Source organism: Acetobacterium bakii (assembly GCF_001263355.1).
Classification (GTDB): Bacteria; Bacillota; Clostridia; order Eubacteriales; family Eubacteriaceae; genus Acetobacterium; species Acetobacterium bakii.
In genome coordinates this window covers 34,217-46,435 of sequence record NZ_LGYO01000031.1, presented here as the reverse complement: position 1 = coordinate 46,435, position 12,219 = coordinate 34,217, and the positions used below count along the sequence as shown (strand labels likewise).

21 protein-coding genes, 1 tRNA gene and 2 pseudogenes are annotated in these 12,219 nt (G+C 38.0%); 11 read left to right on the top strand and 13 right to left on the bottom strand.

Annotated features, from left to right (window positions below; genetic code table 11):
- Positions 1 to 4 precede the first annotated feature (4 nt).
- The 5 genes from AKG39_RS12210 to AKG39_RS12190 form a co-directional block, all read right to left on the bottom strand.
- On the bottom strand, positions 5 to 268 hold the full coding sequence (locus AKG39_RS12210; protein WP_050740683.1) for a hypothetical protein: 264 nt from the start codon (positions 266 to 268) through the stop codon (positions 5 to 7).
- Between the two features lie 31 nt (positions 269 to 299).
- The gene (locus AKG39_RS12205; protein WP_050740682.1) at positions 300 to 530 is read right to left on the bottom strand and encodes a hypothetical protein; all 231 of its coding nucleotides are present in this window, start codon (positions 528 to 530) and stop codon (positions 300 to 302) included.
- A gap of 6 nt (positions 531 to 536) precedes the next feature.
- Complete coding sequence (locus AKG39_RS12200; RefSeq protein ID WP_050740681.1) at positions 537 to 761, bottom strand: hypothetical protein; 225 nt, start codon at positions 759 to 761, stop codon at positions 537 to 539.
- Between the two features lie 8 nt (positions 762 to 769).
- The gene (locus tag AKG39_RS12195) at positions 770 to 952 is read right to left on the bottom strand and encodes a hypothetical protein (RefSeq protein ID WP_050740680.1); all 183 of its coding nucleotides are present in this window, start codon (positions 950 to 952) and stop codon (positions 770 to 772) included.
- A 103-nt stretch (positions 953 to 1,055) separates the two neighbouring features.
- Positions 1,056 to 1,487: an ERCC4 domain-containing protein gene (locus tag AKG39_RS12190; RefSeq protein ID WP_050740679.1), complete on the bottom strand. Its 432-nt coding sequence runs from the start codon at positions 1,485 to 1,487 to the stop codon at positions 1,056 to 1,058.
- A gap of 28 nt (positions 1,488 to 1,515) precedes the next feature.
- On the opposite strand from AKG39_RS12190, the gene AKG39_RS19785 reads away from it, so the two are divergent.
- Positions 1,516 to 1,743, top strand: coding sequence for a hypothetical protein (locus AKG39_RS19785; protein ID WP_126981234.1), 228 nt, complete (start codon positions 1,516 to 1,518; stop codon positions 1,741 to 1,743).
- Here AKG39_RS19785 and AKG39_RS12185 read toward each other — a convergent pair.
- From AKG39_RS12185 to AKG39_RS12165, 7 genes and pseudogenes are all read right to left on the bottom strand, one after another.
- Complete coding sequence (locus AKG39_RS12185) at positions 1,728 to 2,141, bottom strand: hypothetical protein (RefSeq protein ID WP_050740678.1); 414 nt, start codon at positions 2,139 to 2,141, stop codon at positions 1,728 to 1,730. The two genes, AKG39_RS19785 and AKG39_RS12185, sit on opposite strands and share 16 nt — an antisense overlap.
- 215 nt (positions 2,142 to 2,356) lie before the next feature.
- Entirely contained in the window at positions 2,357 to 2,947 is a 591-nt protein-coding gene (locus tag AKG39_RS20900) for a DUF3987 domain-containing protein (RefSeq protein ID WP_050740677.1), read from the bottom strand.
- Positions 2,944 to 3,527 (bottom strand): annotated as a pseudogene (locus tag AKG39_RS20895) (DUF3987 domain-containing protein). Before AKG39_RS20895 ends, AKG39_RS20900 begins: the two are co-directional and overlap by 4 nt.
- Positions 3,528 to 3,795: 268 nt before the next feature.
- A complete protein-coding gene (locus AKG39_RS20085; protein WP_160316183.1) occupies positions 3,796 to 3,960 on the bottom strand; it encodes a hypothetical protein in 165 nt (54 codons plus the stop codon).
- On the bottom strand, positions 3,957 to 4,283 hold the full coding sequence (locus AKG39_RS12170; protein WP_126981233.1) for a hypothetical protein: 327 nt from the start codon (positions 4,281 to 4,283) through the stop codon (positions 3,957 to 3,959). The genes AKG39_RS20085 and AKG39_RS12170 overlap by 4 nt, the downstream gene beginning before the upstream one ends.
- Positions 4,264 to 4,536, bottom strand: coding sequence for a CHC2 zinc finger domain-containing protein (locus tag AKG39_RS20890; RefSeq protein ID WP_083439530.1), 273 nt, complete (start codon positions 4,534 to 4,536; stop codon positions 4,264 to 4,266). Before AKG39_RS20890 ends, AKG39_RS12170 begins: the two co-directional genes overlap by 20 nt.
- On the bottom strand, positions 4,533 to 5,000 hold the full coding sequence (locus AKG39_RS12165) for a DNA-binding protein (protein ID WP_050740674.1): 468 nt from the start codon (positions 4,998 to 5,000) through the stop codon (positions 4,533 to 4,535). Before AKG39_RS12165 ends, AKG39_RS20890 begins: the two co-directional genes overlap by 4 nt.
- A 147-nt stretch (positions 5,001 to 5,147) precedes the next feature.
- On the opposite strand from AKG39_RS12165, the gene AKG39_RS12160 reads away from it, so the two are divergent.
- From AKG39_RS12160 to AKG39_RS12140, 6 genes and pseudogenes are all read left to right on the top strand, one after another.
- The gene (locus AKG39_RS12160) at positions 5,148 to 5,963 is read left to right on the top strand and encodes a helix-turn-helix domain-containing protein (protein WP_050740673.1); all 816 of its coding nucleotides are present in this window, start codon (positions 5,148 to 5,150) and stop codon (positions 5,961 to 5,963) included.
- Between the two features lie 58 nt (positions 5,964 to 6,021).
- Complete coding sequence (locus AKG39_RS20270; protein WP_126981232.1) at positions 6,022 to 6,366, top strand: hypothetical protein; 345 nt, start codon at positions 6,022 to 6,024, stop codon at positions 6,364 to 6,366.
- A complete protein-coding gene (locus AKG39_RS20885) occupies positions 6,300 to 6,527 on the top strand; it encodes a hypothetical protein (RefSeq protein ID WP_160316182.1) in 228 nt (75 codons plus the stop codon). The genes AKG39_RS20270 and AKG39_RS20885 overlap by 67 nt, the downstream gene beginning before the upstream one ends.
- The gene (locus AKG39_RS20730; protein ID WP_050740671.1) at positions 6,520 to 6,822 is read left to right on the top strand and encodes a tyrosine-type recombinase/integrase; all 303 of its coding nucleotides are present in this window, start codon (positions 6,520 to 6,522) and stop codon (positions 6,820 to 6,822) included. Before AKG39_RS20885 ends, AKG39_RS20730 begins: the two co-directional genes overlap by 8 nt.
- Before the next feature lie 22 nt (positions 6,823 to 6,844).
- Positions 6,845 to 7,141 (top strand): annotated as a pseudogene (locus AKG39_RS20725) (tyrosine-type recombinase/integrase); the annotation flags it as partial.
- 34 nt (positions 7,142 to 7,175) lie between these two features.
- Positions 7,176 to 7,982: a hypothetical protein gene (locus tag AKG39_RS12140; RefSeq protein WP_050740669.1), complete on the top strand. Its 807-nt coding sequence runs from the start codon at positions 7,176 to 7,178 to the stop codon at positions 7,980 to 7,982.
- Between the two features lie 146 nt (positions 7,983 to 8,128).
- Here AKG39_RS12140 and AKG39_RS12135 read toward each other — a convergent pair.
- Positions 8,129 to 8,204: transfer RNA gene (locus AKG39_RS12135), tRNA-Ala, on the bottom strand.
- Between the two features lie 266 nt (positions 8,205 to 8,470).
- Here AKG39_RS12135 and AKG39_RS12130 point away from each other — a divergent pair.
- From AKG39_RS12130 to pduB, 4 genes are all read left to right on the top strand, one after another.
- A complete protein-coding gene (locus AKG39_RS12130) occupies positions 8,471 to 9,730 on the top strand; it encodes a sensor histidine kinase (RefSeq protein WP_050740668.1) in 1,260 nt (419 codons plus the stop codon).
- Positions 9,723 to 10,841, top strand: a complete 1,119-nt coding sequence (locus AKG39_RS12125; RefSeq protein WP_050740667.1) for a response regulator transcription factor — start codon at positions 9,723 to 9,725, stop codon at positions 10,839 to 10,841. The genes AKG39_RS12130 and AKG39_RS12125 overlap by 8 nt, the downstream gene beginning before the upstream one ends.
- 290 nt (positions 10,842 to 11,131) lie before the next feature.
- Entirely contained in the window at positions 11,132 to 11,407 is a 276-nt protein-coding gene (gene pduA, locus AKG39_RS12120; RefSeq protein ID WP_014356948.1) for a propanediol utilization microcompartment protein PduA, read from the top strand.
- Between the two features lie 26 nt (positions 11,408 to 11,433).
- Positions 11,434 to 12,219 carry a propanediol utilization microcompartment protein PduB gene (gene pduB, locus AKG39_RS12115; RefSeq protein WP_050740666.1) on the top strand — a complete coding sequence of 262 codons (786 nt, stop codon included), beginning with the start codon at positions 11,434 to 11,436 and terminating at the stop codon, positions 12,217 to 12,219.

Below are 12,219 nucleotides of genomic sequence, written 5' to 3'. Positions count from 1 at the left end.
ACGGCTATTGAACCGAGTAATGTTTCGGGTCTTCTGTGGGGCCTTGAGTGATAAACTCAACGGCCAGATGAAAACCCCTTATGAATGCGTTAGCCTCTGCCTTTGTAACCTGATCAATAACCAATTTAATCAGATCGTCGTTCTGTTTGTTGTCCAGGGGAAGGGATCGGATAAGATTCCCAACCTGGGTGGCTAGCTGGATAAACTTCTCTGACCATTCAATTTTAATGGCACACTCAGGATCCTCAAAGTCAATGAAATGACTCATTGGATCACCCCGGGTTTAGCCTCTAGCCATCTCACGCAATTGGAAAATCATGGTCTGCATCCCCCAAAAGACCGGATGAAAGCTCTAAATCCATATATAACGACGATTCCTCATCAGGTTCTTGACCATTAGCATATGCCTGGGCTATTTTTGACACATCAACCTTTTTTCCAAGTTCGCATTTATGCACATATACGTGGTTCTGTGCTATATCAACCACATTTGCTATCTCAGCCAATAAATCATTTCGTTCATTAATCATAATCAATTACTCTTCTTCAAAATTCAGATTATTTGCTATGGCCGTTGCCTTAACTTCCTGAAAATGCTTTTCACACAAGTTCAAGTCTCGCAAATCGCCATTACCACTTATTCCGCAACATCGGCTTGCTATTGTGCTGTCAAAAATCAAAATAGCGGTCACTTTAGCATTGCATTTTTTAAAGGCACAGGTTCCAAAAATTAACTTTACAACCGGTAATTTAGATAACACAAGGTTTTTTATCGGTACCGCTTAATTTTCCTGTAAATGGGGTAACCCTCTTCTTTTGCCCGATCAGCCAGCAAAAGCAAATCACGTTTTTTTCTACAAGCCTCATCAAAACTATTGGCGTAAACTTCTATGATACATGGCACATCTGCACCATATTCCTGATCTTCAAAAACAAAACCATATTTTTTCATGAGTCCCCCCTTCAAAAATTTATTTCTGACATGGTAGTATAAAAATGAGTAGATATATAAACCAGCGTCATTCCGGTCAATGAAGGCCAAATTAAAGCCGTGTTCACTCTGTAAGGAAGAGGGAAGCCATATAAGCCTTTTCATTGAATTGGGTAGTATACCGGTGATTAATGATGTCACTGAAGCTTTTACCCTCAATCATCAGGTGAAACGCTGCCTTACTGGCTCGGGTCAATTCGTCTTTAAACCTCTCCCGGCCATTTGTTAAATTTCCAGATATCTCTTCCAGGGATCCCTGGCGCTCGATAACCACCGACTGGTCAAAGAAGAGGTCTCTCATGATGCCCATTTCAGCGTTGGCCGGAATCATTGCGGAATAATCTCCGAAACTCAGGGCCTTGGACTGGTAAAGTACATCCTTCTTTTTTAAATAGTCTGTAATGTGGTCGTTTGCCTGCTCCCTGGTATCACACAAGATCACCATGGTCTTAAGCAGGGCCTTTAATTCGGTGTCAGTATATCGATATAGATTCATGGATACCCCCTTAATTCACTAATTTTAAATGGCGTGGCACTGGCTTTTTTACCGGGAAAGATCGGCCATCTTCACCAACTATAAAGGATTGGCCATCCTGGGTTTCTTATTTTCTGACAGTCCCAAACTTTACGCCCTGATCCTCAAAGAATTGCTCCATCAATCCTTTGCCGGTGTCCATGGTATGGATCTCACTGACAACGCTCATACAATGCACCTGATACATCATGACGGTGGGGTTCATATAGGCCCATAAGAGGGAAGAGGCCGTTTCCGGTGACCGGATGGCTCATGTAACCCGTGGGCTTGTAATGCCACCATGGTGTTGAAATAGTCCTTGCACTCGTATTTTGCCCCATCATAGGACTTTGTAACCGGAAAGATCGTCAACAGTTCGGCCGGGGTCAGTTCACAGATCTGGTTCAAAAGCATCTGATCAAAAACAAGTAAGCTTTCCAGATTTTCCCGGTTCATGCCTTTAATATCAAGGACTGAAAAATATTTCACGGTGTAGAAGATAATCCTCTTCGTGATGGTCTTATCATCCGGGGCCAGCTCTTTGGCCTTTATGGCCCGGATCATGCCGTTAAGGTAGATGATTTCATAATCTACCTTGGGCCGTTTTTTTTTAGTTCCTTCAATGAGTTTTAACATAGCGATGTCTCCTTTATTAGTAGGATAGTGGAATAAATGGAAATAATGGAAAAATTAAAAGAATGCCTTTTTTATGCAGTTTTCAGAGGATTGCTTTTAATGAGATTGTGGAATTAATGGAAAAAATTGTTAGTTCGTGAATTAATTCCATTATTTCCATTTTTCTACCACAGTACTGGAACCCATCTATTTTGCCTTTTCTGAATTAATTCCATTTATTCCATTGTTTCCACAGTATTTAATTTAAAATGTTGTGGGTTAACTTTATATATCGGTTTTGGTTTTGCACCTCTTTTACTTTTAGAAGGCAGCAGAACCTCAAACAAATAACCATGTTCAATTAATTCATCGATTATTGGTTCGATTATTTCGATTTTATCGTTACTCCCTTTTCTGGCCAGACGGTAAATAGCATCCCTATTGTATTCAGGTTTCGGGTCCTGTTCCAGCTTTCTTAAAACAAATCTAGCCTGTTTCATCGGATCATCAGCACCCATTAGATCATAGGCATTCATTGAGTGTTTCAGAAAGTACCCTCCAATATCCATGGCGTTGGCCATGGTTTCCATACTGACAGGTTCATTATTGATCAATCTTTCATAATCCATGCAATGTAGTATCCCGGCAATTCTTAAAACAGCTCCATGTAATTTACTGGAAAAATCAGTCATGTTGCTTAAGTCATTACCCTCTTGTTGTCTTTTTTCAATATCTTCATAAAATAACCGGTAGGCATCTGTTGCCTCACCCGATAATTTAATTATTTCCGCTTTATCGCTTTTGATTTCTAGTAAGCTGTAAATCAAATGTTGTAAGCTGTTTCGTAAACTGGCTGTACTGGAACAGTATCAAAACCACGATGGCCAACCATTGAATTTGGTTTACAGTATAAGAACCGTGCAGTTAATCCTCTGTCTTTAAAGGTACCATTATCAAACATTCCTTCAATGACATTACTTTGGACGGCCAATAATATTGTGAGTGTAGGAGCTGGGATATACTCAGGAGGTCGCCCCCTTCGATCCACTCTAATCGGGTCTCCACAATGCGCTTTTAATGTCGTATCAATTGAGACAGTATTAGAATACTTCCCGGCCAGAGTATCAAAGAAACCGCCCTCTGCTGAAATAACGGATAATTTACCGTTATTATCGGCCAATAAGCCTCTGGTGTAACATCGTCAGCAATTAATCGAAGAGGTTTAATCTGTTCTGCTTTCAATTCTCTGCATTCAGTTTTAAGGTAATATGCTTCATCAGCTTTGTTTGCATCCTCAAGCTTTTTAATTTGTTTCTCTTTGGTGTTAATTTCAATCTTTTGTCTATTAATTTTTGATTGTCGATTTTTATTGATTTCTCGTTTAAATTCATGAACATGTTTCGTTATGGCATTGATGATTGCACTTTTTCTTTCTCCTGAGTTTGCAATAATAACAGATAAAGGTGCAATGGTTCAAAATAATCTGGTTTACCTCTGATTCGGTATTTTCCTTGTATGGTACCGGCAATAACTGCTAAAGAAGCTACAGCGCGCATGTCGATAGGGGTTGCGGTGCTTTCTGAAACTGCTTAAACATAATTTCTTACTACCACGGTAGAGCATCCAAGGGGAAAGAAAGTAGCCTAACTTCTTTTTCTAATGGTTTAGGTTTTTCCTAGGGTATAATTAAATCTTTGCTAGTAATTACATGACCAGTATTGATGACCAACATTTCTTTTTTATTAAGCGCTGCTTCTTTTTGCCTGATTTCTTCGATTTCACGTTTTTTTCTGTCCTCTTCCTGTAAGGACTCTAATATTTTTAATTCTGTGCGGTTCAACCAGCTTTCACCTCCAATCTGTTCAAGTCTTTATATAATGCGGTTTTCTCTTCCTGGGTGCCTTTGAGAAGGATATCCAGAATATAATTCACGGTTTCCAGCCGGTGGACTGCATCCACGTATAAAAGGTGAAATGCATCCCCTTCATTAACTGGCCGATACTCTTTCAAATTGTGCCAATAAAACCGCGCGATCTTTGCATAATCTGAATATGTCTTATCACACCAATCATCAAAAGCCTGTTTTAATTGCCGCTGCTGTTCGATTTCCTGAATTTCCCCCATATCCGGCTTATAGTCGGTTTTAAGGACTAAGCCTAACACCAAAGTCGTCGTTAATCTTTTTAACAGCTTGTAGAGGCTCCAATGAGAACAATTTTTGAACTAAATCAATTGAAGATCCACCAACACCACAAGAAAAGCACTTAAAACGGTTGTTTTTAAAGCTCATGCTTTCATGATGATCATTATGGTAGAGGCATAAGGCTTTATGGTGTCGGTTGACCTCAAGCCCGTACCGCCTGCCTACCTCTTCAATATCAAGCGTCTGGCGAATGTGATCAAAAGGGTCGATCATTTTATTCGACCGATGTTCCTTTTATACTCAGCCATCCGGCCGGTGCTGATATGGGTAACGGCGGCCGGTGCTTCCTCTTCTGGTGTTTCTTCCTGGAAGGGGTTAAGCAGATATGCCAGTAAATCATCAAAATTAATCAGACACTTGCGACCTGCCTTAACGCTTTTGATTTTGCCATCCAATACCAACCGTCTAATGGCGCATTGGGTGAGGGCTGTGTGTTCATCCAGAGCCTTTAATTCGGCTGATGCCTCTGGGACTGTCCGCATTCGTGGGATTTTCATGTTATACAGCCTCCTTTTTAATTTGTCAATTGTGTTTAAAATGATTGTTTTTTCCTCTTCTGGTAATTCTTTTCGCATTTTCCGGCAAAACGTTGATTCTCCTATGTCTAATGCTTCAGCCACCTGCCATTGGTAGAGGTTGGCGCTTTTGATTGATTCCTTGATTTCTCTATTTTTCATGTGATTTTCCTCCTAGAATAATAATTGTTGTTGCTTGTGTTTGAAAAACTTGCTATAATCATGATAGCGCAAGCATGACGATAATGCAAGCAATCAAAACATAATAATTAAAAAGAAAGAAAAACAAACACAGATGAGGTGCGAACGATGGGTGAGGTTACTTTTGCTGGATACGATAGCGTATTCGCTACACGGTTAAGGGAGTTAATGAGTGAAAATGGAACAACACAAAAAGATTTAGCTGGTGTAACCGGGATAACAAGGCAAGCAATATCCCAGTATATGGACGGTTCTATCCAACCCAATATAGAAAAATTATATAAAATTTGTAATTTCTTTAAAGTGTCGGCTGAGTATCTATTAGGGTTAAGTGGTGTAAAAAGTTTTGACCTGGATATAAAGGCTATTAGTGAAAAAACAGGATTAAGTGAACGTGCAATTAATAAAATTGTTGCTTATAAAAATGATGAAAAAATAAAAGAATTGCTTACTTATAAAGAACTGCGGGTACAAGGATTAAGTGAGTTATTATCAAGTACAAATTTTCAATTTTTACTTGATAATATGATAAGTTCAGCATGGTATCACCAATTTGATTGTGAATTTAAAGAGTATATTTTCAAAATCTATTGTGATTTAAGCGGTTTTACTTATGATGATGAAAATATAACCATCAAAGATAATAAAGAAAAAGATATCGAGTTTATAATGTTCCAACATGAATTTGAAACTTTCTATAAGCATTTCTTGAACATAAAAGAGAGAGATAATGATTATGAAATATTTTTGCTTCAAAAAAGATATGCAAAGATAATAGATGAGTTTTATTCAAATATATATGATGATATTTTGAAGAACAAAAGATTTATAGAAATGTTAAATAAGTCATTAAACACGATAGATGTCCAAAAAATCGAAGATAAATTTAATGAATACAAAAGTTATATACAACCGGAGGACTAACCCATGGCCAACATACAAAAAAGAGGAAACGCCTATAAAATAACTGCCTATAGTGGTTATGATACCACTCACTGGCAAGCAAATCAGGCACACCATGACCTATAAGCCTTCAGAGGATTTAACCCCGGCCAAGTTGAAAAAAGAGCTGGAGAAAGTCGTTCTGGAGTTTGAGGAAAAATGCAACCTGGGTTATGTCATGAACAGTAACATTAAGCTCATTGATTTTATTGAAATCTGGTTTAAGAATTATGTGGGTAATAAGAACCTCTCCCCGGTAACGGTCAGGGCTATCAAAATGAATCGATTAAAATTATTGAAGAGCTGGGACATATTAAAATGGGCCAGATCACACCAAAGCACATCCAAGACTTTTATGCAAAGATCAAAGGTAGTACCGGCGTAAGAGGTGGGGAAAAATTAATGGCCACGCCGGAATATCTGGCAACAGTGGACAATATGAAGCAAAAGGATATTTCGGATAAGGCCGGGATCAATGACGATGCCTTGCGACGATTAAAAAAAGGCGGGAATACTACCCATGAAATAGCCTGCCTATATGGATGATAAGGAAGCCCTGGAGCTGCTAGAAGAGGAACCTATCAAATATAGACTGGCTTTAAACCTGTTAATCTTTAGTGGTCTGCGGCGTGGTGAAATTGGTGGGCTGAAATGGTCTGGTATTGATTTCGATGATAAAATTATCACTGTGAAGAGGGCTTTAAAATACATTGCCGGCGTGGGGCTATTTGAAGGAGAAACCAAAACCTTTAAATCAAGAAGAAGTATTAAACTTCCTGATTTCATCTTTGATTGTTTAAGTCATATAAGGTTTGGCAACTGGAGGAGCGCCTTAAGGTAGGGATCGGTGGCAAGATCATGATTTTATTTTTACCCGCTGGAACGGTGAACCCATGAGCCTGGACACGATCGGCGATTATTTGAAGAAATTTACGAATAAGCATGGGTTAAAGCCGGTGCACCTGCATTCACTCTGGCACACCAACGCCTCTATACTGATTGGAAGCGGTGTGGATCTTAAATCGGTATCTTCAGGGTTGGGGCATTCTAATTTATCCACAACCGGCAATATATATGCCCATGTGATTAATTCGGCCGATGCAAAGGCCAGTGATGCCCTTGATCACATTCTAGTCACTTCATCACGTAAAGCTCAATGAATATAATATTAATATTTAGAAAAGAGGAGAAAAAATGCAATATGACTTAACGACATTACTCACAACAATAGTTGGATGTACATCTACAATTATCGCAATCCTTGGAGGTTTTATTTCAAGCAAGATTATTCAAATAAATACAGAACACATTGAAATAAAAAACAACTTAGAGTCAATACAAAAGGAATTGGAGTTTAAAAGAGAAAAAAGAAGAGAAAAAATAAGTATGGAGTTCATCAATAGTAAAATAGATGATTTTATAGATATAGAAGAGGAGAATGATCTGAATTATATATATCAAAATTCACTAGAGTGGTGGATAATCGATTATGATGAGTTGAGGCTCTTTTGCGAAAAGGCTTCAAAGGGATGGATTTTAGTTAGAAATGCTCGAGATGCCAATCCAGGGGAACCTTTAAATAAAGACGGAATACCGGAATATTTGGTGCAAGGACTTGATAAATTTCAAACTGAAGTATGTAAAAATGGTATTGCAAAAAAATATGGAAATGGTTCGAGTGATGACCTTGAAAATAATACTAAGAAACTTGAAAAAGAAATAGAAGATTTGGAAGAATCGATTAAATATTTTGAATTTCAAGAGGAGCAATTAGAGTTGAAAAAGAAATCATTTATTCAGTTTCCGGGAATTCAAAGTGGTTTGATAATATTTGGTATATTTTCTATTATATCAATTATTATACCTTTAACTTTAATACCTTTTTCAACAACTGACTTCCAAATATATACTCGAGCTAGATACGGTATTATAATGGGTTTTATCTTTTGTTTATTTTCTGTATTTATTTATTTTGCAGCTTTTTTAAATTCGAAAGAGTAATATAGAATTGTAATTAAGCTCAGTAACTTTTGTTATTGTGCTTTTGTTTTTATCAAAATAAACACCAGGGTATGGGTCTTATGGCATCTTCTAACCCCGGGGCATAAAAAAAGAGGGCCTTAACGGCTCTCTTGTGCAATTCTTATTGGTGGAGATGAGGGGACTCGAACCCCTGGCCTTCTGACTGCCAGTCAGACGCGATCCCAACTTCGCCACACCCCCAAAACAAATTAAGTTTCAGACACTTTTACAGTATAAGTGAGGAACCTTCCTTTTGCAAGTCTTTTTTGAAATTAGTCAAAAAAATACCCGGATTTGATTAAAACAAAGATTTTTTAAAATAAAACAAGCCATATAATACTGATTGGAGGCAAAATATTCTTAAAACACAAAAAAAAATACAAAATATTCCTGATTGTGTTATAATACTGTCAAAAGACATCGATAAGATACGAGAATTATTGGATTATATTTTAAAGGGGTTGTAAATGAGAGTATTACTAAAGATTACTGACATTATTGATGTGGAAGTCTTACAGAGAATACAGGATTCCTTTTCAAGTGCAACCGGTCTTGCTGCGGTTACAGTCGATTACAAAGGAAATCCAATTACAGAATATAGTAACTTTTCAGAGTTCTGTAACTGTGTAAGGAAAGATAGCGGCAATCGAGATTGTTGCTATCACTCCGATGCCCATGGCGGCATCGAATCTGCCCGATCTGGGAAACCATCAATTTATATCTGTCATGGTGGCTTGGTTGACCTGGCAGTACCAATCATGGTCAAGGGAAACTATTTGGGAGCCATTTTAGCAGGACAAGTTAAAATAGATGAAGAAGAAATGAAACGACTCCCACTTGGGACGAGTCATGAACTAACCGATTTTTCCGGACAACCCGAAATTCAGAGACTTTATGACAAAACAACGAAAACGACACTTACCCAGGTAAGAGCATCGGCTGATCTACTTTACACCATTGCGAATTATCTGGTTGAAAAACAGATGATTCACATTATCCAGGAAGAGCTGCATAATAAGAATCTGGAATTAATGGAAGAAGTGAAATTGCGAAGTGAGGTTGAGGCATCACTTAAAGAAGCGGATCTCAAAGCTCTCCAGGCACAGATCAACCCACATTTTCTGTTTAATGTACTTAACACCATCGGACGACTGGCCCTTCTGGAAGGCGCTGATAAAACCCAGGAAATGATCTATGCTTTTTCAGATATGATGCGATACACACTTAAAAAAGAAAAGAATAATATCGTAACATTAAAAGAAGAAATGGAGCATGTTCAGAATTATTTATCCATTCAGAAAATGCGATTGGGAAACCGTTTAAATTATTCAGTAAATATAGATGAATTGGCAGAAGACATTTTGTGTCCTTTTATGACGGTACAACCGTTTGTCGAGAATGCTATCATTCATGCCATTGAACCAAATGCAAAAGGAGGGGATATTTCAATTTCTGCTCATCTTTTCAAAGATATGGCGATTTTAAGGATTGTGGATAATGGAAAGGGGATTGCCAAAGATAAGATACAAAAAATATTGGATGGCACCTACGAAGCGGATGGTCGGGAAAAAAATACCGGAATCGGTATTAATAATGCGAATAAACGGCTGATGTATTACTATGGGGTGAATCATGGTGTCGAAATAAAGAGCGAATTAGACAAGGGAACAGAGATCACCATCAGAATACCTCGTAAATCTCTTGTAGGGAGGGGATTGAATGTATAAATTATTTATAGTTGAAGATGAACATCTTGAAATTGAAGCAATTAAACTTATCCTAAGCCAGCATGGCGAGAACATTGAAGTTATTGGAGAAGCCTACTCGGGACTGGTAGCCATAGAGGAAATACGTCGGTTAAATCCAGATATTATCCTTTTGGATATAAATATTCCTGAGATCAACGGCATTGATGTTTTGAAAATGATTAAAAAAGAGGACCAGGAAAAGAAAGTAATTCTGATTACTGCATTTAATGAATTCGATTTTGCTCATCAGGCCATAAAAGCTCGGGTGGATGATTTTCTTTTAAAACCCATTCGACCAAAACAATTGATGGATTCAATCAATCAAAGCATTGCTTCCTTGAAGAACAATGCCAAAGAGCGATTTGATGAAAAAATGAATGAAGTGATTTTCGCAGTGATCCAGAAAAAATACAGTGATGCCAGAAATGCGCTCATTAATTATCTGGATATGATTTACGATTATTATACATATGACATTATGGGTATACAAACAGAAATCCGCCATTTTATGGAGGAATTGGACATTGTCACCCAGGACATGTGCGGTTATGAGTTAACCAGTCCGTTATGCGCTAAAAATAACCTTCAATTCGTAAATGGATATAAAAATCGTTATGACCTCAAGATTGAAATTATGAAAACAATTGACAAGGTATTTGACCGGATGCTTGATAATAAAGAAACCCGCAAGAATAACATTGAAGACATATTGAATTATATCGATCGAAACTGCTACAAAGATATTTCTTTAGATCAGGTTGGCGAATATGCCAGTATGAGTTCCTACTATTTAAGTAAGATCTTTAAAAAAGAAACCGGCGTTAATTTTGTAACCTACCTCACCGAAAGAAAAATTGAGATTGCTAAGGACATGTTAGCCAATACCGACGTACCGATAATCAATATTGCGTTGGATCTTTCCTACCATGAACCTAATTATTTCAGCAAGGTATTTAAAAAAAGTACCGGTATGACACCAACTGAGTATCGCAAAGAACGCAGAGGAAATATCGAAGAAGAGGGCGAGCACCTTGGAAATCAGTTAAACGAAGAAAAATTTCTTCAAAAATGTCGAGGGACAATATCCTGAGAAAAATAAATAACGAATGTCGAGGAGCAGGTAAAACCGGTTGGTTGAACCTGCTCCTTTTTACGTATAAATTTAATCCGGGGAATTTGCTTAAAAATGCAAGTGTTGCACGAATAATTACTCTTATGGTCAGAGAGTAGAATAAAAGAGAATAAGTCGAAAAAGGAATTGATGGAAACACAAAAATATTGCGGTAATTTTATAAGAATAGCACAAGTAATTATCATGGACTTTGAATTAAAATATAGGTAGTTCAGTAACAAAATCTTGAAATAAGGAGGATTGAGCTTATGACAAATGAAGCTTTAGGTATGATTGAAACCAAAGGTCTAGTTGCAGCGATTGAAGCCGCAGATGCAATGGTAAAATCAGCAAATGTATCATTAATGGGCTATGAAAAAATCGGTTCCGGATTAGTAACTGTTATGGTTCGTGGCGATGTAGGAGCAGTTAAGGCTGCTGTAGATGCAGGTGCTGCTGCCGCTGACAAAGTTGGACAAGTTGTTTCAGTACACGTAATCCCAAGACCACATGGCGATGTGGAGAAAATTTTACCAAGTCTATAATATTTTAATTACGGAGGTGTAAATTAATGAAAGATGATTTAATGAACAAGTTGATGGAAGAAGTTATGAAGAAAATGGGTGAAGTTGAAGAAACTGGCACTGTGGCAGCGGCTACTGGCAAGTCTAGCTTAACTGAATTCGTGGGAACAGCTGTTGGTAATACCATCGGTTTTGTTATTGCAAACGTGGACAGAACTCTCCATGAAGCAATGAAGATTGATCCAAAGTACAGATCTATCGGAATCCTTTCCGCCAGAACTGGTGCTGGTCCTCAGATTTTTGCCGCTGATGAAGCTGTAAAAGCAACCAACTGTGAAGTAGTATCTTGTGAATTAGCAAGAGATACTGAAGGTGGCGCAGGCCATGGTTCTTTAATTATCTTTGGCGCAGAAGATGTATCTGATGCTAAAAGAGCTGTTGAAGTTGCACTTAACGACTTAAACAGAACTTTCGGCGATGTATATGCCAACGCTTCCGGACATTTAGAATTCCAATATACTGCAAGAGCAAGTTTTGCTTGTAACATGACCTTAGGCGCTCCAATCGGAAAAGCTTTTGGGATCATTGTTGGAGCTCCAGCTGGGATCGGCGTATTAATGGCTGATACAGCTTTAAAATCTGCTAACGTAGAACTAGTTGGTTACGCTTCTCCTGATAATGGCGGAACCAAATACTCGAATGAGTCAATGATCTTCATCACTGGCGATGCCGGTGCTGTTCGTCAAGCTGTTTACGCTGCAAGAGAAGTCGGTAAACAAGCATTAGAAGCTCTAGGCGGCCCATGCCCACCTGTTACAACTCCTTATATTTAA

Coding starts and splice junctions, on each gene's coding strand:
- AKG39_RS20730 (WP_050740671.1), top strand. CDS start 6,520: ATGGATGATAAGGAAGCCCTGGAGCTGCTAGAAGAGGAACCTATCAAA.
- AKG39_RS12185 (WP_050740678.1), bottom strand. CDS start 2,141: ATGTTAAAACTCATTGAAGGAACTAAAAAAAAACGGCCCAAGGTAGAT.
- pduB (WP_050740666.1), top strand. CDS start 11,434: ATGAAAGATGATTTAATGAACAAGTTGATGGAAGAAGTTATGAAGAAA.
- AKG39_RS12205 (WP_050740682.1), bottom strand. CDS start 530: ATGATTAATGAACGAAATGATTTATTGGCTGAGATAGCAAATGTGGTT.
- AKG39_RS12195 (WP_050740680.1), bottom strand. CDS start 952: ATGAAAAAATATGGTTTTGTTTTTGAAGATCAGGAATATGGTGCAGAT.
- AKG39_RS20885 (WP_160316182.1), top strand. CDS start 6,300: ATGGGCCAGATCACACCAAAGCACATCCAAGACTTTTATGCAAAGATC.
- AKG39_RS19785 (WP_126981234.1), top strand. CDS start 1,516: ATGGCGTGGCACTGGCTTTTTTACCGGGAAAGATCGGCCATCTTCACC.
- AKG39_RS12125 (WP_050740667.1), top strand. CDS start 9,723: ATGTATAAATTATTTATAGTTGAAGATGAACATCTTGAAATTGAAGCA.
- AKG39_RS12165 (WP_050740674.1), bottom strand. CDS start 5,000: ATGAAAAATAGAGAAATCAAGGAATCAATCAAAAGCGCCAACCTCTAC.
- AKG39_RS12160 (WP_050740673.1), top strand. CDS start 5,148: ATGGGTGAGGTTACTTTTGCTGGATACGATAGCGTATTCGCTACACGG.
- AKG39_RS12140 (WP_050740669.1), top strand. CDS start 7,176: ATGCAATATGACTTAACGACATTACTCACAACAATAGTTGGATGTACA.
- AKG39_RS12210 (WP_050740683.1), bottom strand. CDS start 268: ATGAGTCATTTCATTGACTTTGAGGATCCTGAGTGTGCCATTAAAATT.
- AKG39_RS20890 (WP_083439530.1), bottom strand. CDS start 4,536: ATGATCGACCCTTTTGATCACATTCGCCAGACGCTTGATATTGAAGAG.
- AKG39_RS12190 (WP_050740679.1), bottom strand. CDS start 1,487: ATGAATCTATATCGATATACTGACACCGAATTAAAGGCCCTGCTTAAG.
- AKG39_RS20270 (WP_126981232.1), top strand. CDS start 6,022: ATGATACCACTCACTGGCAAGCAAATCAGGCACACCATGACCTATAAG.
- AKG39_RS12130 (WP_050740668.1), top strand. CDS start 8,471: ATGAGAGTATTACTAAAGATTACTGACATTATTGATGTGGAAGTCTTA.
- pduA (WP_014356948.1), top strand. CDS start 11,132: ATGACAAATGAAGCTTTAGGTATGATTGAAACCAAAGGTCTAGTTGCA.